Annotated in this window: 15 protein-coding genes and 2 pseudogenes; 5 read left to right on the top strand and 12 right to left on the bottom strand. The window is 65.4% G+C overall.

Going from position 1 to position 17,654, the window contains the following annotated elements; translation table 11 throughout:
• Nucleotides 1-22 precede the first annotated feature (22 nt).
• Entirely contained in the window at nt 23-1,108 is a 1,086-nt protein-coding gene (locus tag ACFQS4_RS21910) for a tubulin/FtsZ family protein (protein ID WP_500196576.1), read from the top strand.
• Between the two features lie 109 nt (nt 1,109-1,217).
• On the opposite strand, the gene ACFQS4_RS21915 is transcribed toward ACFQS4_RS21910, so the two are convergent.
• From ACFQS4_RS21915 to ACFQS4_RS21935, 5 genes and pseudogenes are all read right to left on the bottom strand, one after another.
• On the bottom strand, nt 1,218-1,574 hold the full coding sequence (locus ACFQS4_RS21915) for a hypothetical protein (RefSeq protein WP_500196579.1): 357 nt from the start codon (nt 1,572-1,574) through the stop codon (nt 1,218-1,220).
• Nucleotides 1,575-1,678: 104 nt separating this feature from the next.
• Nucleotides 1,679-2,913 (bottom strand): annotated as a pseudogene (locus ACFQS4_RS21920) (DR2241 family protein).
• Nucleotides 2,914-2,968: 55 nt separating this feature from the next.
• The gene (locus ACFQS4_RS21925) at nt 2,969-3,850 is read right to left on the bottom strand and encodes a CbiX/SirB N-terminal domain-containing protein (protein WP_500191608.1); all 882 of its coding nucleotides are present in this window, start codon (nt 3,848-3,850) and stop codon (nt 2,969-2,971) included.
• Between the two features lie 108 nt (nt 3,851-3,958).
• Complete coding sequence (locus ACFQS4_RS21930; RefSeq protein ID WP_500191606.1) at nt 3,959-4,597, bottom strand: DUF7524 family protein; 639 nt, start codon at nt 4,595-4,597, stop codon at nt 3,959-3,961.
• 9 nt (nt 4,598-4,606) lie between these two features.
• Entirely contained in the window at nt 4,607-4,804 is a 198-nt protein-coding gene (locus ACFQS4_RS21935; RefSeq protein WP_500191603.1) for a methytransferase partner Trm112, read from the bottom strand.
• A gap of 411 nt (nt 4,805-5,215) precedes the next feature.
• On the opposite strand from ACFQS4_RS21935, the gene ACFQS4_RS21940 reads away from it, so the two are divergent.
• Nucleotides 5,216-6,625 carry a sensor histidine kinase gene (locus ACFQS4_RS21940; RefSeq protein WP_500196581.1) on the top strand — a complete coding sequence of 470 codons (1,410 nt, stop codon included), beginning with the start codon at nt 5,216-5,218 and terminating at the stop codon, nt 6,623-6,625.
• A 264-nt stretch (nt 6,626-6,889) separates the two neighbouring features.
• On the top strand, nt 6,890-8,980 hold the full coding sequence (locus ACFQS4_RS21945; protein ID WP_500196583.1) for a hypothetical protein: 2,091 nt from the start codon (nt 6,890-6,892) through the stop codon (nt 8,978-8,980).
• An 88-nt stretch (nt 8,981-9,068) separates the two neighbouring features.
• Here the strand turns inward: ACFQS4_RS21945 and ACFQS4_RS21950 are convergent, their stop codons facing one another.
• Complete coding sequence (locus ACFQS4_RS21950; protein WP_500196587.1) at nt 9,069-10,457, bottom strand: adenylosuccinate synthase; 1,389 nt, start codon at nt 10,455-10,457, stop codon at nt 9,069-9,071.
• A 271-nt stretch (nt 10,458-10,728) separates the two neighbouring features.
• Here ACFQS4_RS21950 and ACFQS4_RS21955 point away from each other — a divergent pair, with 271 nt between their 5' ends.
• Nucleotides 10,729-11,034, top strand: coding sequence for a hypothetical protein (locus tag ACFQS4_RS21955; protein WP_254157134.1), 306 nt, complete (start codon nt 10,729-10,731; stop codon nt 11,032-11,034).
• Between the two features lies 1 nt (nt 11,035).
• Here the strand turns inward: ACFQS4_RS21955 and ACFQS4_RS21960 are convergent.
• The 6 genes and pseudogenes from ACFQS4_RS21960 to ACFQS4_RS21985 all read right to left on the bottom strand — a co-directional run bounded on the left by ACFQS4_RS21960 (nt 11,036) and on the right by ACFQS4_RS21985 (nt 16,664).
• Nucleotides 11,036-13,598, bottom strand: a pseudogene (locus ACFQS4_RS21960) (DUF7527 domain-containing protein).
• 84 nt (nt 13,599-13,682) lie between these two features.
• Nucleotides 13,683-13,961, bottom strand: coding sequence for a UPF0058 family protein (locus ACFQS4_RS21965; protein WP_253436521.1), 279 nt, complete (start codon nt 13,959-13,961; stop codon nt 13,683-13,685).
• 119 nt (nt 13,962-14,080) lie between these two features.
• Nucleotides 14,081-14,770 (bottom strand): uracil-DNA glycosylase, encoded by a 690-nt coding sequence (locus tag ACFQS4_RS21970; RefSeq protein WP_500191593.1) that lies wholly within the window; start codon nt 14,768-14,770, stop codon nt 14,081-14,083.
• A gap of 92 nt (nt 14,771-14,862) precedes the next feature.
• Nucleotides 14,863-15,084 (bottom strand): DUF7976 family protein, encoded by a 222-nt coding sequence (locus tag ACFQS4_RS21975; protein WP_254157129.1) that lies wholly within the window; start codon nt 15,082-15,084, stop codon nt 14,863-14,865.
• A 29-nt stretch (nt 15,085-15,113) separates the two neighbouring features.
• Nucleotides 15,114-16,223, bottom strand: coding sequence for an Mrp/NBP35 family ATP-binding protein (locus tag ACFQS4_RS21980; protein ID WP_500191590.1), 1,110 nt, complete (start codon nt 16,221-16,223; stop codon nt 15,114-15,116).
• Nucleotides 16,224-16,316: 93 nt separating this feature from the next.
• Complete coding sequence (locus tag ACFQS4_RS21985) at nt 16,317-16,664, bottom strand: DUF7969 family protein (protein WP_500191587.1); 348 nt, start codon at nt 16,662-16,664, stop codon at nt 16,317-16,319.
• Nucleotides 16,665-16,799: 135 nt separating this feature from the next.
• On the opposite strand from ACFQS4_RS21985, the gene ACFQS4_RS21990 reads away from it, so the two are divergent.
• A complete protein-coding gene (locus ACFQS4_RS21990) occupies nt 16,800-17,651 on the top strand; it encodes an eIF2B alpha/beta/delta subunit family protein (protein ID WP_500191585.1) in 852 nt (283 codons plus the stop codon).
• Nucleotides 17,652-17,654 lie beyond the last annotated feature (3 nt).

The raw sequence follows: 17,654 nt of genomic DNA on the forward strand, positions 1-17,654 counted from the left end.
TGATTCCCTCGGATTCCTGAATATGAAAGTAGCCCTGATTGGTATCGGCCAGGCCGGTGGGAAGGTGGTCGAACGCCTCACGAAATTCGACGCTGAAATGGACTTCGACGCCGTCCAGGGAGCGTTCGCCATCAACTCCGCCACCCCGGACCTCCAGTCGCTCGAGCACGTCGAGACGCACCTGATCGGCGCCGACCGGGTGAACGGTCACGGCGTCGGCGGCGACAACGAACTCGGTGCGGAGATCATGCAGTCGGACGTCCAGGAGGTGCTCGGCGACCTCGATGGCCACGTCACCTCCAGGTCCGAGGCCATCTTCGTCGTAGCCGGTCTCGGCGGCGGCACCGGGAGCGGCGGCGCACCGGTCCTCGTCCACCACCTCCAGCAGGTCTACGACATCCCAGTCTACGCGCTCGGCATCCTCCCCGGGCGAAACGAGGGGTCGCTGTACCAGGCGAACGCGGGCCGATCGCTGAAGACGATCGTTCGCGAGGCCGATGCGACGATCCTCGTCGACAACGACGCCTGGCACAGCCAGGGCGAGAGCGTCGAGAGCGGATTCGAGTCGATCAATCAAAACATCGCGCAGCGATTCGGCCTGCTCTTCGCGTCGGGCGAGGCCGTCGAGGGCGTCGGTGAGAGCGTCGTCGACTCGAGCGAGGTCATCAACACACTCCGTCAGGGTGGGATCGCCGCGCTGGGGTACGCGAGCGCGCCGTCGAGCGACGATAGCACGCAGAACATTCGAAGCGTGATGAGCGTCTCCAGGCAGGCGTTGCTCACCGGGACGAGTTTGCCGGAGGCGCGGGTTGGCGACGCGGCGTTGCTGGTCATCGCGGGGAAGCCGGAGACGATTCCGCGCAAAGGAGTCGAGAAGGCACGGCGCTGGCTCGAGGATGAGACCGAGAGCATGCAGGTTCGAGGTGGAGACTTCCCCCTCGATAGCGATCGAATCGCCGCGCTGGTCCTGCTGGGCGGCGTCGAACGCTCCGACCGGATTCAGGAGTTCCTCGACCGCGCGCGTGCGGCCCAGCGAGTCGAGGACGAGAAAGCGGCCGGCGACCCGGCTGACGCCTTCGCGAACGACGAACTCGAGAATCTGTTCTGAGGGCTGTCGGCCTTCAGGAGCAGCCTGATTCCCTCGACCGTCGAGATCCCTCACTCATCAACCATCGATCACTCGACGCGGATCCCGCTCACCGTTGACCGCTGACCGCTCACTCGCTCGGATTTTCGTCCTGCACCTCGACGATCTCCGCCTGTTCGAACGTTTCGATGCCCCCCTCGAGCCTGACCTGGATGGTCTTTCCGGGGAGCGCCGAGTCGTCGTCCTCGTTCGATCGCTGGGGAACGGAGACGGCAGTGACGCCGTCGATTGTGACGTCGCGACGTTGGATGGGATCGCCCTCGTACTCGATGGTTTCCCAGGTTTCGACGTCGAAATCCTCGATATCTTCGCCGAAGTACTCCTCTGACTCCCGTTCGATCGAGTCCGCAGTCTGGGATTCACCGGTCGTTCGGTTGTCGTCGAACTGGACCTCCTCGTGTTTGTACTGCTCGAGCTGGACGAGCATGCCATCAGTTACCACTCGAGCGGGCAAAACGCTGTGTGCGGCGTATGCAAGAGACCAGTACCTCGAGCGTACGGAGAAGGAGCGGCGCTCGGGACTCGAGGAGGTCAGCGCTCGAGACTCGAGGAGGCCGACGATCCCATCTCGAGGGGTTTCGACTCGCAGCGACCGGCCGCTTCCTCGCCGAGCGAACCGTCGTCCATTCGCTTCGCGCGGAGGTATCGCGCACGGTAGCGGTTCGCGCCGTCGTAGACGTCCGCCTCGCGGATCTCGTCCACTCGTCCGTCGGCGACGGCGTCGACAATTTCGGCCAACTGATTCATCTCGGTGGTCGTCAACTCGAGTTCCCACGTCTTCTCCTCCTCGCTTTCGAGGATGGCCCACTTCCGGGCCGCCGCGATGACGAGCGAGCAGGGTTCCCGGCAAGGGAAGACGCCGTCGCCGGGGTCGGTGTCGATCGGATCGTCGGCCGCGTACTCCCACTCGCGGCGTTTGAGACACTGGGAGTCGACGCAGCAGGCCTCGGTCAGCCACTCGATGGCCTCTCGCGGGAGTTCGTCGATCACGTCGTAGATGCCGGTCTGGCGCTCGGCCGTCTCGAGCCAGTGGTCGACGTCGAGGTCGCCGCGTTGCTCGCGGTGCCAGTTGGCGACCGTGGCCGGGTAGATCGTGCGGACGGTTTCGACCAGGTCGTCACCCGACAGGCCGGCGAAGCGCCACCCCGTCACGAGCGTCGGAGCCGTCTTCAGCGGCCGGTAACGCCCGTCCTCGTCGTAGGTGACGATTTCGCGAGCGTCGCGAGGGTCGTCGTGATCCTCGAGCGTCTCGTCGGTGGCGTCGGCGTCCTCGACGTGTCGGATCTCGTAGCTGCGTTCGCCACGGCCAGCGCGGTCGCCGTTTTCCGTTGCGAGACGAGTCGTGGCTCGAGTTCGCCCCAGTGACGGACGACGCCCGACTCGAGGGCGTCGTATCGCTCGAGGACGTCGTTCGCGTCCGTTTTCGACGCTGCCTCGACCTCCGGATCGTCCAGCGGCGCTTCCTCACACCATCGCAAGAACGCGCGCCGGGCGGTTTCGTGGCCGCCGACCGTTCGCTCCCAGACGTACCAGTTCGTGACGAAGGGGGCGATCGGTTCGAGCGTCCGGCGGAGATTGTCTCTCGACGCTGAGCCTGCGTTCGCGTCGGCGACGGTCGATGCCTCGAGTTCGACGATCTCTGTCGGGGTCTCGAGTCGGTAGGCTGACCCGTCCGTGACCCGTTTCGTGATCAGTCCATCGAAGTCGATCGCTGGCTGGCCGTCCTCGTCAGACTCACGGATCGTCTCGAGGAGCGTCTCGAGCACCTCGTCGGCGACTCGTTGGTTCGACGCGTCAAAGTCGGGAGCGTCTTCGACCACGTCAGTCACCCGCCGCCGGCGTCTCCTTCTCGTTCGTCCAGGATCCGACTTGCTCGAGCGCGTCGCCGACGTCGGCGCCGGCGTCGACTGCGCGCTCCAGGATGACGTCAGCCATCAACGGTTCGGTGCCGACGGCCCCTGCGTACCAGATGCGCTGGCCGTCGACGATGCCGGGCACGTCCCAGCCCGTTCGGTAGTCCTCGGTGAGCCCCATGTCTTCGGGGATGTCCTCCTGGGTGTGAAAGCCGTCGGCGACGAACAGTGGGACGACGACGACGTCTTCGCTCTCGAAGTAATCGGTGACGTCGTCGACTTCCGGCTCCTCGTCCATGTAGAGGGCTCGCACTTCGTCGAAGCGATCCATCTCGCGGATGCGCTCGGTGTGGTGTTCGATGGCTTTCGCGGAGTTCTCGTTTCGCTCGGTCCCGTGACCGACGACCGCGAGTCCGAAACCGGGGCCGACGTCGGGGTCGTCGGTTACCGTCTCGGCGCGCTTGACGATCACGTCGGTCATCGCGTCGTGGGTCCCGACGGGGCCGCAGTAGTGGACCGTCTTCTCGGCGTCGCCGACCTCAAGCGTGACTTCGGTGGCGTCGGTGCCGTCCGACTCCCACAGGTCGGGGTCCCAGCCCTCGAGGCGGAGTTCTCGCGGGATCACCTGTTCGGTGAAGTACCCCTCGCTGATGAACAGGGGAACGACGAACACCTCGTCGGATTCTACGGTCCGTATCACCTCCCGGAAGTGGGGCTCTTCCTTCCAGAACCCCTCCCGGACCTCGTCGAAGGCGCCCGTCTTCCGGATCGTATCCGCGTGGTCGTACGTCGGCTGTGCGGAGTCCGGATTCAGGTGCGATCCGTGTGCCGCGATGACCAGCGCTTGCATACTCGGTCGTTAGGATGGCAGCGGTTTATCGACTTCGCTGTCGGTGCGTTCGGTGTTGGCGTCGGTGTTTCCTCCCTTCTACCCTTTACCCTCTATCCTCTACCGCCCTTACCCCGGCGGCTCGAGCCGTCCGACCAGCAGGGCGACCGCGACGACGACGCCGATCGAGACGATCAACACGCTGGCGTACGCGACGGTTCCACCGACTACGGCCGCCGTCGACCAGGCAATCGCAATCGCGAGAACCGCGAGAGCGAGGACGCCGAGGGTACCGGGCTCGAGCCCGCTGACGGCTCGAAGCTGTTCGACGCCGCGCTCGAGCGCCGTCGGCTCCGGCTCCTCACGAGCGGGTTCGCCGAGCGTCTGGTCGACGTCGACCGGCCGGGTCGTCGGGAGTAACGTCACCGCGAGCGTCGTTTCGGTCGCGCCGTACCCCGTCGAGAGGACGATCGATCCCTCGAGCGGCGCCTCGAGCGCCACCGGATCGAAGTCGATCAGGATGGGGGTCGGTCGATCGGGGTCGACGTAGTGGTTGCCGTCTCGAGCGTTCCCATTGCCCGCGTTCAACCCCTCGATCGACGCGGCGCCTGTTAGCTCGCCGGTCAGCCGGCAGTGAACGTGTGCCGGCCCACCCTCGCTCTCGAGCCGGATCTCGAACGGGTGGCTCGCCTCGAGCGAGCTGGCGCTGGCGGTGAGGCTGTCGGACCCGGTTCGATCGACGGTGACGGTGGCCGCGTGGCGGGACACGAAATCACCTTATGCCGGCGATGTTTCGCGCATGTCCGGTGGGAGCAGGTTCGGAATGCCGTCTTCGATCGGGTACGATTCGCCACAACCGGTGCAGACGAGCGATCCCGAGATGATCTCGTCGTCTTCGCCGTACTCGGGGTCCTCGAGTTCGAGGTCGTCTTTGTCGAGCGGGCAGCAAAGGATCTCCAGCAACGACTCGTTCATGGTTCGACAGGGGACCGCATCCAGCAAAAGGTTTCGGGAACGGCCGCGTGCCGATGATTGACTGACGGTCGTGAACATTTATATGAGTGGATGCGAAGAATGAAACGAGACGACGGCGTGAACGCTGGTCTCTCTCCTCTCGACTATGGTTGCTTCGAAGACCGTCGAATCCATCGGACGACTCGGCGATATCGCGACGACGCTCGATGCGTGTACGTCCGTCGAATCGGTCTACGAACACGCGCTGATCGCGGCGGCGGACGCGCTGTCGTTCGAAGCCGCGAGCATCTGTACACAGCGAGACGGGCGCTTGATCCCCCGGGCAGTGTACGCGAACCACCTGATCCCAGGCCAACCCCTCTCGGCTGACGCCGGCATCGCCGCCGAACGCTCGCAACCGGGTCCACCATCGTGGTCGACGACCTCCGAGACGACACCGACGCCGCCCCGACGTGTGACTCCTTTCGCTCAGTCCTCTCCATCCCCATCGGCGACGACGGCGTATTCCAGGCGTTCTCGTCGGAACTCGGCGCGTTTTCCGACCTCGAGCGGCGAATCGGCGAGACGCTCGTCGCAATCGTGGTCAACGCTCGAACCAGCGTCGAATACGAGGCGGCACTGGAGACCGAACGCGATCGATTCGCGGCGCTGTTCGAGAACGTTTCCGACGCGGCCGTCCAGTACCGAATCGAAGGCGAGAGTTATCGGATCGAGCGCGTCAATTCCGCGTTCGTTCGCGTCTTCAGGCGTGACGCCGAATCGATCGTCGGCGAATCGATCGCGGACGTACTCGAGGCGCCCGACGACGGTGCCGACGAACCCACTCGAACGCCGCTGATCGAACACGCACCCGACGGAGAGACCGAAACCGAAACCGAAGTCGTCAGAAACACGCCCTCCGGACCGCGGCCGTTCTTACGCCGAACGGTCCCGATTGCAACGGGCGACGAAACGGTCCGAGGATACCGGACCTACACCGACCTCACCGAGCTGAAAGTCCGGGAGCGCGAACTCGAGCGACAGAACGAGCGCCTCGACCAGTTTGCGAGCATCGTCAGCCACGACCTCCGAAATCCCCTTACCGTCGCGAACGGCTATCTGGGATTCGTCCGGGACGAACTCGGCGACGACCACGACGCCGTCACCGCAATCCAGCAGGCTCACGACCGAATGGAACAGCTCATCGACGACGTGCTGGCGGTCGCTCGCACGGGTGACGCGACGGGGAGTCTCGAACTGGTTAGACTGTCCACCGTCGCCGAGCAGGCCTGGGAACACGTCGACACTCGAGACGCCCGTCTCGAACTGGACGACGGCGGTGTCTGGGTCGAGGCGGACCCGACGCGCTTGCTCCAGTTGTTCGAGAACCTGTTCCGGAATTCGGTGGAACACGGCTCGGCACGCGATCAGCACGGGTCTCGTGCCGACGATGCCGTTGAGCACGGTACCGCTTCGGTCCCTTCCGGGTCCGAATCCGAACCTGGCGACGATTCACCAGAAACTCGAGGCGAATCAACGGTCTGCGTCCAAGTCGGCACGTGCGACGACGGGTTCGCAGTCGAGGACGATGGTCCGGGCATTCCGCCGTCTGAGCGCGAGGTCGTATTCGACTCCGGCTACAGTACGGGCTCCGGAAGTACTGGACTCGGTCTCGCGATCGTCGAGCGAATTGCCGACGAACACGGCTGGAGCGTCGAGTGCACTGACGGATCGGCTGGTGGGGCGCGATTCGAGTTCACGGACGTCTATCTCACCAGCGAATCCGCGGTTGAAACGCCTGATTCGTCGACGGTGACGGAATCGAACGGTGATGTCCAGTGATTCGGTTCACTCGACTCGCACGACTCGTCGGATTCGCTCGATCCATTCGAATCACTCGATCCACTCGGCTCGCTCGGTCCACTCGAGCCCCCCGAAAGGCTACCACGTTGACGTCGGGGGTGGTAGCGTGAACGGCGACTGTGTCGATCCCAACCCGGACATCAACCTCGTCGACGTCACGTTCCACACCGCCAGTTCGTCCCTCGACGTAACCGACATCGCAGGGAACGGCTCTCGTTTGAGCTGACCGGCTGGGACCCGTTCGTGGACGACTGCGACATCGACGAGCAGGTCGACGCGGCGGTCACGGCTCGAGTCACGGAGATCAGGTACGACCTGCAGAACTTCCTCAAAGTCACCCGGTCCGATGGCTCGTTTCAGGTCGAACGGAACGGGCAAACGACGGCCACTGTCCGCGACGACGTCGGCACCGACCGACCGGTCCGGTACTCGTTACCCGAGGGACAGTACCGGTGTTCGGTCGAATCGAGCATCATCGTCCACCTCTGCTTCGACGGGGCCGGAACGATCAGGTACCGACCGGAATCCGGTCTCACGATATCGTTCCCGCACCCTACGACGGTCACCTTCGGTTTCAAAACGTACGTCGACTACCCCCGCCACGAGTTGACCGTCGAACCCACGACAGCGGGGTTTGCAACGGCCGTGTCGCACCTCGGCGCTACCATTACGACGACATCGGTCGACCGAGTCCACCGTAACAACCGGGGCTACCCGCCGACGATTCGCCTCGGTTCTGAGACGACCGTGCCAGCGGCCGTCGAGGCCTCCACACCAGATACCGGCATCGAACTCCTGATCCCGGACTCGCTCTCGGCTCTCTTGCCGGCGGCTCCACTGGCGTACTATCTGGGGGCTCGCGTCCGCGTCCAGGACAACTCGGCACCGGTCCTTCGTGCGCCTGCTGTCGACGTCCACCGCGAGTTCGACCCGCTTCCGGCGTTCGAAGGCCAGGCGGCGGCGCTGTTGAAGCGCGTCTTCTTCCTCGACATGCTCGCCACGTGGTACGACGATTCGGAGTGGACCGTTCGGGCGCACGGTCTCCTCGAGTCAGCGGAAATCGACCTCGAGCCGTGCGTCGAAGCACCGCTCGCCGAGCGTCTCGAGGCCTATCTCTCGTTTCCAGGGCCGCCGCTCGAGGAGGCGCTTCCCGCCTGGCCGTACCGGATGACGGTCGAGCCGTCGCCGGAGTCGGTCGCTCAGCTTCCCCATCTGTTGTACGATATGGCGGCGATCGAACTTCCGAAGGCGATTGAGGCGTCAGAGGTGACAGAGGCGTCAGAGGCGACGGAGACGAAAACGACCGAGAAAACTCGACCGGCAGCCGGTTCCTCCTCGAGCGACGAACGGCATTTCGAGGCAATTACTCGGCTGCGAGGTCGCCTCCAGTCGGGTAGAGCCGCGTCGGATCCAACCAACGCTGCGTTTACGTCGATGCCCGCCGCCTACCGCAATCGCCTCGAATACCTCGGACGCGACCGTCGACAGCGGGCGGTGGCCGTCGTGTTCACAGACGAAGTCGGCGACGCGGAACGAGCCTCTGTCGTCGATCGCTACCGCCGACGAGACGACGTGCTCTCACCGACCGTGACGGCACTCGAGACCCCTTCTCGCAAGGAACTCGCCGACGTCTTCGAGACGGGGGTGGACTTCCTCCACGTCGTCGGCGACTGCTCCGAGACCGGTATTCCCTGTCGTGACGGCGTCCTCGAGCCGGCGTCGCTGGCGGAGAACAACGTCCAGCTGTTTCAGATCGACGGTCCTCGATCGCTCGCCGTCGACCTCGTCGAGCGCGGGAGCGTCGCTGGGGTTGCCGGGGTCGCCGGGATCGCTGGAGTGAGTAAAAATGGCGACGACAATGGCGACCGCTCGAGCGACACTACTGTCGGCGAACTCCTCCTGTACGGTCACAGCCTGGCCACGGCGACGCAGTGTGCGGCCAGAACCGACACCGCCCAGCCACGAGCCGTCGTCGGTGACGGCAGCTGCCGGTTCGTCGCTAGCTGGTGGCCAACCCTGGTTTACGTGCTGACCGCTGGCGGCCGTCGAGCCAGTACTGAGGACGGTGACGAGTGCGCAGCCAGCGACGGAGACACCCGAGGAGAGCCGGACGACCTCCGGGTAACCGCCGTTCCGTTCCCGATCGATCCGGTTGGCGGATACGCGGTCCCGAACTGGGACGACGAAAAGCGCCTGCAGCCGAATCCGCTCTCGTTCGACGTCGATCCCGGATCGGTGACCGACTTTCTCGCAGAGTCCGAAGCCCCGATCTACTACGACGGTCGATTTTACTGGCCGGAAGAACACCTCCTGCTCGCCTATCCAATCGCGTGAGTCGAGGTCGTGACGAAACGGACCCGGACTGTGCTCGAGAACGCGCCAGAAAACGGCTCAGTTCTTCGAACGGGCGGCCTGGAGGACGCTACTCGTCGTAAGGTGACTCGAGGACGACCGTCTGTTCGCGTCCGGGACCGACGCCGATGGCGTAAAGCGGCGCGTCGAGTTCCGTCGACAGGTACTCGAGGTACGTCCGCGCATTCTCGGGGATGGCCTCGTAGCCCTCCTCGGCGACGGCCGCCCAGTCGACGTCCGGCCAGCCCTCGAAGGAGCGGTAGGTGGCCTCACAGCGTGCCCACTGTTCGGTCGTCGGCGGGACGGTGAAGATTTCCTCGCCGTCGAACTCGTAACTGTGACCGACCTTGACCTCCTCGAGTCCGGCGAGGACGTCGATGTGGTTGACCGCGAGGCCGGTGAAGCCGTTTGCGCGGGCGGCGTGGCGCAACATGGGGATGTCGAGCCATCCGACGCGGCGGGGACGACCGGTGACGGTCCCGTACTCGCCGCCCTCGTCGCGGATGTAGGTTGCGAGTTCCTCTTCGTCTTCGTCCTCGTTCTCGTCAGCCGCATCAGCCTCGTAGCCGGGAGTCTGACCCTCGACACCGCCGAGTTCGGTCGGGAGCGGGCCCGTGCCCACCCGGGAGAGGTAGGCCTTCACGATGCCAATGACCTCGCCCTGGCCGACGACGGTCGGTCCCAGTCCGGTGCCGACGGTCGCGCCCCCGGCGGTCGGGTTCGAGGACGTGACGTAGGGGTAGACACCGTGGTCGATGTCGATCGAGGTGCCCTGTGCACCCTCGAGCAGGACGTTTTCGCCCGCGTCGACGCGCTCCTGGAGGAAGGTGCCGCAGTCGATGGTCATGTCCTCGTCCTCGAGACGCTCGCCGTAGTCGCGGTAGGTCTCGAAGAGGTGGTCGACGTCGAAGGCTTCTGCCGTCTCGCCCTCGAGGGTCACGCCAAAGACGTCCTCGGCGAGTGCGCGCTTCTGGGGGACGACGTACTCGAGGCGCTCGCGCAGGACCTCGGGGTCGAGGAGGTCGCCGATGCGGACGCCGCGACGGCCCGCCTTGTCCTCGTAGGTGGGGCCGATGCCGCGTTTGGTCGTCCCCGCGGCGAGGTCGGCCTTCTCTTCCTCCTCGATACCGTCGAGTACGCGGTGATACGGGAGTATCACGTGCGCGCGCTCGCCGACGCGAACGTCGGGCTCGAGACCGCGTTCACGGAGTTGATCGAGTTCGTCGAACAGCGTCTCGGGGTTGACGACGCAGCCGTTGCCGAGGACGCCGGTCTTGCCGCGCACGGCACCGGACGGTACCAGCGAGAGTTTGTACGTTTCGCCGCCGTGAACGACGGTGTGGCCGGCATTGTCGCCACCCTGGTAGCGAGCGACGACGTCAGCAGCGTCGCCATAGAGGTCGACGACGCCGCCTTTGCCCTCGTCGCCGAGTTGCGACCCGACGATTGTGACAGTCATACAGGCGCCGGATTCTTGCCCGGCCGATAAACCGGTTACGGTCTGTGGGGCGCGATGGGCGACATTCGATCCACGTTCGTGTATAGGAGACCCCTTTTCGAAGAGAAAATCTGGGTAGTCGTGAATATCTCCTCGAGAATCCGTCGCCCTCTGCCCCGATATTCGAACCCGAAACGTTAACTTCTGTCACGACAAACTATCAGGTGACGGTTCATTTTGCCGCGACTCGAGGGCAATCTTTAAAAGGTGCAAAGACAAGTTAACAAATGCCATGATAGACCGACTTGAGAAGGAAGTCGATATGCTGGAACGACATCTGCAGGTCCTGAAGATGGTCATCGAGAACGAACCGATCGGGATCGTCAAGATGTCCAACGAAACCGGGTACCCCCACCACAAGGTTCGGTACTCCCTGCGCGTACTCGAAGAAGAGAACCTCATCGAACCCTCCAGCCAGGGTGCGATCAAGACCGAGCGGACGGTCGAGTTCGTCGACGAACTCGACGGGAAACTCGACGAGATCGTCGACAAGCTCGAGGGCATGAAGATCGAAGACGTCGCCGAAGTCGAAGGATAGCCTAGAGTTCTGGGACGTTCATGTGGAAGCCGCCCGAACGCGACTCCACGAGACACAGGTGATATCCACCCTGTTTTCGCGACAGCGACACGTAACTCAGCCGTGAGTCTCGCGTGAGGAAGCCGCCGCCGCCCGTCGCCTGCTCGGTCACCTCGAGGGCGCCTGGTTCGAAGAAACTCGAGGTGACGAAAAACGCCGCGGCGAGTTCGCCGTGGTTGGCCTTGACCGCCGAGACGGACTCCTCTGCGTCTCGAGATCCGTCTGGGTGGCGGGGTCGCGTGACCCGTCGAGGTTGGCCGCGAGCAACGGGTTCCCCATCTTGTCGAAGGCGACGACGTCGAATGCGACTTCGTCGGGGACGCCCTCGGTGTCGTCCCCGTCGAGGGAGACCGAGGCATCGAGTTCGGCTCGATCGATGCGGGGGAGGGCGTCGTACAGCTCACCGAGGCCGTCCGCGTGGCCGGTATCGCGGATCTCGAACGGCAGGGTCGCGACGAGCCACTCGACGAACTGGTACTCGATCCGCGACCCGAGGAACGCCTCGTACGATTGGCCGTCGACGACGACCTCGCTCGCGTCGAACTGCGTGTGGTGTTCGAGACGGAGGTTCTCCGCGACGTCCTCGCGACTCACGTTCTCGTCGTGGGCTGTCGTCAGCGTCGGCTGGCTCTTCGAGGCGTACCGAACGAACAGGTTAGTCCTGACAGCGCCTCCTGGGGCGAGAGGCTGGTCCCGTCGACGGGGACGCCCGCGGCGTCGGCCGCTCGAATCCGCTCGAGTTCGGTCTCGAGCGTCTCGATGCGCTGTTGCAATCGGTCGACGGTCGCCGAGAGTTCCTCGGCGCGTTCCCGATACCGGTCGCGCTCGGTCGCGAGTTCCTGCTGGCGCTCTTCGAGTGTCCCTTTCTCTCGCTCGAGTTCGTCGACGCGCTGAGTGAGTCGATCGATCTTGTCCTCGCGCTCGAGCATGTCCTCCTCGAGAGCCTCCCGGGGGACGTTTCTGGTGGTGCTGGCGTTGGATCGAGCGCGCCCCTGTCCCGATCCGCTGGGGGTTCCGTCCCGCTGTGGCTTCGATCGGTCCTTACTCGAGTTCGACGCCTGGGTCGACGAGGCCCCACCGGCCGCCGACGAGGTGGTCGTCGATCCGGTCTGGCGCGACTGACCGCTCGCCGTTCGGCGCCGTCCCCCGGCGTTCGATTTCGACCGTGATCCGTCCTCGTCCATCCGGTCGGGACGCGAAGACTTCTTCGGGTCGATCGAGGGGATGTTTCGGGTTTCTCGCCACTGCTCTTCCTGTTTGAAGCGTTCGTCGAGCGGATCGCTTTCAGACGACTCGTTGTCGGTTTCGGGTGCTCGGTCGTCTGCCTCTCGTTCGTTGCCGTCCTGGACTTCGCGGGCCTCTCGGGCTTCGTGGGCCTCGCGGGCCTCGGCGCCCCCGTCGTCTTCGTCGACACCCTCCCAGGGAACGCCGTCGGCGCCGAGTTCCTCCGCGGCTGCCTCCACCTCCTCGGGATCGGGCGACTCGCTCGAGGCCGGCGGCATCGGTTCGGCATCCTCCACGGGCGTCGCCGCGTTCGGCCCGGCGTCGGTCGGCGTACCGGGTGCGTCGTCGTCTCCGCGATCGGACTCGCCACTCGCGTCTGATCGGCTCTCACCCCCCGCCGGCGGCATCGGCTGCGCGTCGGCAGTCGACCCGTCGTCGACCGTCTCGGCGTCCTCGAGTCCGTCGTGTTCGTCGACTTCGTCGCGTTCGACGGTCGGATCGTCGTCCGCTCGAGCGTCGGCTTCGGTCGCCGGTTCCGTGATCCCGGACGATTCGACCGGCTCCGGGTCCGGTTCGGTCGTCGCACTCGTCGTGATCCCGCCGGGGGTATCGTTCGTCCCCTCGGAGGCCGGTTCGGACTGCGTTTCGACGTCGCGCTCGCCATCGGTCGACGGACTGGACGCACCGGCCGCCCCGCTCGCAGCGCCGGACCCGCCCGCCGGTGTCGTCGAGCTCCCGGACGTCGGCTCTGTTGCTGGCGCCGATCCGGGGACGTCATGGATGTCGATATCCACGTCGACGACCTCGTAGATGCCGACCTCGTCGTCGGCCCGTTCGAACGCCTCGTCGCCGGTCAGGAGTCGCTGTGCGTTCCCGATGTAGGCCGCAGCCATCCGGCGACCGCCGTAGTACACGAGGTAGTAGTCGCCGCTGAGCACCTGCTCGCTCAGTTCGATGTAACCGGTGAACGACCCCTCCTGGAGCGTCTGGTCGACCTCGCTCAGTGGCGTGTCGTTCGTGTAGTACTTCGCCCTGGTCTCGCCGCCCTGTTCGTCCATCGTACACAGCAACGGGAGCGAGGGGTGGGGTGCGACGTACGTCGTGCCGCTCGCTCCGTCGAACTGTTCGAGAGCGCCGTCGACGACGCCGACGATACGTCCGTTGAGCATGAACGCCCAGGCACCACCGGACGTCACGGCACCGGAGAACTCCTCGTCGGCGAGTGAAGAGAGACCGTCGTAACCGCCGGAAAACGGACGGGAGTCCCATCGCTCGACGCGCTCTTGCGTGCGCGGATCCATATCTCAACAAGCGGGAACCGGTGTAAATACGTTTCGCCTGGTTCGGTGGCGAATCGGAGGTCTATCGTCAGCCTCGAGTCCCAGCTAGATCTTCGACTCGGCGTCGTCGGCCAGTTCCTTCATGCGCTTGCCGATCCGGCCCGCGCTCGAGAACTCGTCCTCGCTCATCGCGTTCGCGAGCGCGTTGCCGAGGACGAAGACGGCGTGTTTGTGCTCGCTCTTCGACTTGTGGACGTCGTCGGGGTCGACGTCGAGTTGGTGATAGGCGTCGAAGAGGCTCTCGTCGACGTGCTCTCGCTCGGAGAAGTACTCCATGATGACGACGAGTTCGTCGTGGAGCTCGAGCAGTTCGTCCTTGTGCATACTCGCGACTATGAACGGTTCCGATTTAAGCGTTGTGTGGCTCAGCGTGCCAAATTCGGGCGATCAGTCCCGGCAGTCCCGGCATCTGCGGCCTCCACTTGGCCCTCCTGGCGACCTCGTCAGCGCCCCTGTCGTCCCTTCGTCTGTCGATAATCGGACGCCATCAGGTCGACGAAGTGCTCGAGCCAGGCCTGGGTCTGGGCCTGAGTCTGGGCCGCGGGCTCGAGCATGGGCACGAGTTCGAAACCGCGGCCCCGGATCGTCGTCGCGTGGTGGGTCTCGATCTCGAGGTCGTCCGCGGCCGTCGTCGTGTACTCGGTGCCGATTTCGGTGAGCGCGCGCTGGCCCACGGGGACGATGATCTCGGGGTTGATCATGCGAATCTCGGCGTTGAGGTACGGTTCGCAGGTGACGACCTCCTCGTCCGTCGGCGGGCGCTCGGGGTCGCGACAGCGAGTCAGCAGGGTGAGGTAGACGTTGGCGAGTTCCGGTTCCTCGGGGTCGCTCGCGCTCGCGCAGAGGCCGAGGCGCTGGAGGATTCTGTAGAGGCCGCCGTTGGCTCCGTCTCCACCCGTTCCGCCGTCGTCGCCGGTCTCGCGTTCGCCTTCGCTTTCGGGACCCGCCTCGAGGAACGGAATCCCAACCGTGTCGGCCCGCGCGCTCGGTCGCTCGCCGACGAACAGGAAGTCGGCCCCCACGTCGCCGTAGCCGTGGACGACCTGCGTGCGCGATACACAGAGTTCTGGGCAGTTCTCGCAGGCCTCGTCCATGCCGAACGGGTTCGCCGTCGACTGCTGATTCGCGTCCACGGTCGTTCTGGGGTCGGCGGCTACAAAAACGACGCGCTCCGGCCTCCGTATGGCCCTCGGCGCTCGACCCTCGAGAAGTCGAAAACCGAATCTCAGCGCCCGAGCCCGCCGCGTTCCGTGACCTCGAGGATGAATTTGACGTTCCGTACAATCTCCTCGGGCGAGGTGTCCTCGGCCTCGTCGTAGAGGTCGCTCGTCCGGTAGAGGATGTTCGCCAGTTGCTTGCTCTCGCTCGAGTCCCCGCGCACGTCGTCGGCGATTTCCCGGAGCAGGGTCACGCGCTCGGAATCGGGCTCGAACTCGTCGCCGCTCATGGTCTCTCAGTGTGCTCGCTCATGTCGGCTCAGTGCTCGCCCTCGCCCGCGCTTGCGCCTTCGCCCGCGTCGACCGGCGGCGTTCGCTCGGCGACCGATTCGGAGACGGCCCGCCGGTGGACGATGCCGGTGTTGTTCGCGACGGCGGCGGTCAACTCCCGGAAGGCATCGCTGGTCTCGCTCTCCTCGTCCAGGACGGTCGGCTGTCCCTCGTCGCCACCCTCTCGAACGCGGGGATCGAGCGGGATCGACCCGAGGAACGGCAGGTCGTGCGTCTCGGCGAACGCCGACCCGCCGCCAGTCCCGAATATGTCGTGTTCGCCGCCGCAGTCGGGGCAGACGAACGTGGCCATGTTTTCCGCGATGCCCAGGACGACGGTGTCGTGGCGGGCGAACATCTGGAGCCCCTTCCGGGCGTCGTCGAGGGCGACGTCCTGGGGGGTGGTGACGATCACCGAACCCGTCACCGGGATGGTCTGGAGCATCGTCAGCTGGGTGTCGCCCGTCCCCGGCGGGAGGTCGATCACGAGGTAGTCGAGGTGGCCCCACTCGACGTCCTCCGTGAGTTGCGTGATCACCTTGTGGACCATCGGGCCTCGCCAGATGACGGGGTCGTCCTCGCCGACGAGGAATGCCATACTCATCAGCTTCACGCCGTACTTCTCCGGCGGGATGAGTGTCTCGTCCTCCGTCGCCATCGGCGGCTCGTCGGCGTCGACCATGCGGGGGACGTTCGGCCCGTAGACGTCGGCGTCGAACAGGCCGACGCGGGCGCCCCGACGGGCGAGCCCCGCCGCGAGGTTGACCGCGACGGTCGATTTCCCGACGCCGCCTTTGCCCGAGGCGACGGCGATCACGTTCTTGACGTTCGGGAGCACCTCGTCGCCGCTCGAGTCGTCGCGGTCGGGGATGCTCGCGGAGAGTTCCGGGTCGACCCCGTCCTCGGCGAGGGCGTCCCGGACGGCGCCAGCGATGGCAGTTTCGGTCGGCGAGTACGGCGCCCCGAGGGCGAGGTCGACGGCGACCTCACCGTCCTCGCTCACGGTCACGTCGTTCACGAGGCCGAGCGTGACGATGTCGTCCCCCAGTTCCGGGTCCTCGACCGTTCGCAGACGGTCTCGGACGGCGGCTTCGTCCATACCTACTGGTGGCCGCTGGCGCTCGAAAAGCGTTGTGTTGTCTTCAGCAAGCGCCGGCCTCGAGTGCTCGTCGCCACGCTCGAGGCTGCCGTCTCACGTTCGGAAGTCGAACCGCGGCCCCCCGTAGGTGGGCGGCTCGGGCTCGAGTTCGACGCCGTGCTCGAATCGCACGAAGTTGAGGTAGTAGGGGCGGCCACAGCCCTCGATTGCGTTCCCGTCGCGGTCGGTCACCGGCCCGTCCTCGCCGCAGCGAAAGGCGATGCCGTCCGCCGTCTCGCGAACCTCGATCGGGTCGGTTCGCATCGCGTACTCCCAGCCGGGCTGGCGGACGGTCGTCACGGACCGATCCGCGAGGTCGGGGGCTCGCTCGAGGCTCACGACGGCGTCACAGTGCGGGCAGGTGTAGCGAACGGTGACGGTGTCCGTGTCGGCGCCGGTCATACCGGGTTCCACGCCGCGGCGGGCCAAAAGCCGTGTGCCCGATTCCGGTCGGCACCGACGTCCCATTCCAGTCGGCACCGACGGCAGAACCACCCACCCGGAACACCTTTTGTGCTGACCGCAGTCTGCTCGAGTATGATCGACGAGACGGCCGAGGAGATCAAGGAAATGCAGACGCACAGTTCCTCGGTGGTAGCGATAAAGGCGACGCGCGCGCTGACGGACCTCCTCGAGCGGGAGTTCGCGACCGTCGAGGAGTACGTTCGCGACCTCGACCGAAACGCGACGGCCCTCCGCCGGGCCAACCCCTCCCACGCCTCGCTCCAGAACGCGGTCCGCGAGGTCGTCCACCAGGTCGAAGACGCCGACCCCGACACCGTCTCGGAGGCCAAGACGTTCACCGAGACGGCCATCGAGGACGTCGTTGCTCGCGTCGAGTCCGGGAAGACCCGAGCCGCCGAGAACGCCATCGAGTACCTATCAGACGGCGAGACGATCCTGACCCACGACTTCTCCTCGACAGTCATCGAGGCCCTCGAGCTGGCCACCGAGCGCGGGATGAGCTTCGATGTGTACGTCACCGAGGCCCGGCCGCGATACATCGGTCGCAAGACGGCCCGGCGACTGGCGACGCTTCCGGGCCTCGACGTGACTCTCATCACCGACAGCGCCCACGGCCACTACCTGCCCGAATGTACGCGCGTGCTCATCGGCATGGACTGCATCGTCGACGACTTCCTCTACAACCGCGTGGGCACCTTTCCGATTGCGTCGACGGCGGCCCAGCTCAAGGTTCCGGTCACGGTGCTCGGCTCCGCCGCGAAGATCGTCTCCGAGGGCTTCGCCTTCGAGAACGAGTATCGGACGCCCGTTGAGGTCATGGCCGAACCGGCCGAAGGCTTCTCCATCGAGAACCCCGCGTACGACGCGACTCCCGTCGCCCTCCTCGAGAGCGTGATCACGGACGAGGGGCGGAAGACGTTCTGAGGC

The sequence above is a fragment of the Saliphagus sp. GCM10025317 genome (assembly GCF_042663665.1).
In the GTDB taxonomy this organism is placed as follows: domain Archaea; phylum Halobacteriota; class Halobacteria; order Halobacteriales; family Natrialbaceae; genus Natronosalvus.

Excerpts from the sequence above, each read along its gene's own strand:
- ACFQS4_RS21910 (WP_500196576.1), top strand. The coding sequence starts at position 23 with ATGAAAGTAGCCCTGATTGGTATCGGCCAGGCCGGTGGGAAGGTGGTC.
- ACFQS4_RS21915 (WP_500196579.1), bottom strand. The coding sequence starts at position 1,574 with ATGCTCGTCCAGCTCGAGCAGTACAAACACGAGGAGGTCCAGTTCGAC.
- ACFQS4_RS21925 (WP_500191608.1), bottom strand. The coding sequence starts at position 3,850 with ATGCAAGCGCTGGTCATCGCGGCACACGGATCGCACCTGAATCCGGAC.
- ACFQS4_RS21935 (WP_500191603.1), bottom strand. The coding sequence starts at position 4,804 with ATGAACGAGTCGTTGCTGGAGATCCTTTGCTGCCCGCTCGACAAAGAC.
- ACFQS4_RS21950 (WP_500196587.1), bottom strand. The coding sequence starts at position 10,457 with ATGACTGTCACAATCGTCGGGTCGCAACTCGGCGACGAGGGCAAAGGC.
- ACFQS4_RS21955 (WP_254157134.1), top strand. The coding sequence starts at position 10,729 with ATGATAGACCGACTTGAGAAGGAAGTCGATATGCTGGAACGACATCTG.
- ACFQS4_RS21965 (WP_253436521.1), bottom strand. The coding sequence starts at position 13,961 with ATGCACAAGGACGAACTGCTCGAGCTCCACGACGAACTCGTCGTCATC.
- ACFQS4_RS21975 (WP_254157129.1), bottom strand. The coding sequence starts at position 15,084 with ATGAGCGGCGACGAGTTCGAGCCCGATTCCGAGCGCGTGACCCTGCTC.
- ACFQS4_RS21980 (WP_500191590.1), bottom strand. The coding sequence starts at position 16,223 with ATGGACGAAGCCGCCGTCCGAGACCGTCTGCGAACGGTCGAGGACCCG.
- ACFQS4_RS21985 (WP_500191587.1), bottom strand. The coding sequence starts at position 16,664 with ATGACCGGCGCCGACACGGACACCGTCACCGTTCGCTACACCTGCCCG.
- ACFQS4_RS21990 (WP_500191585.1), top strand. The coding sequence starts at position 16,800 with ATGATCGACGAGACGGCCGAGGAGATCAAGGAAATGCAGACGCACAGT.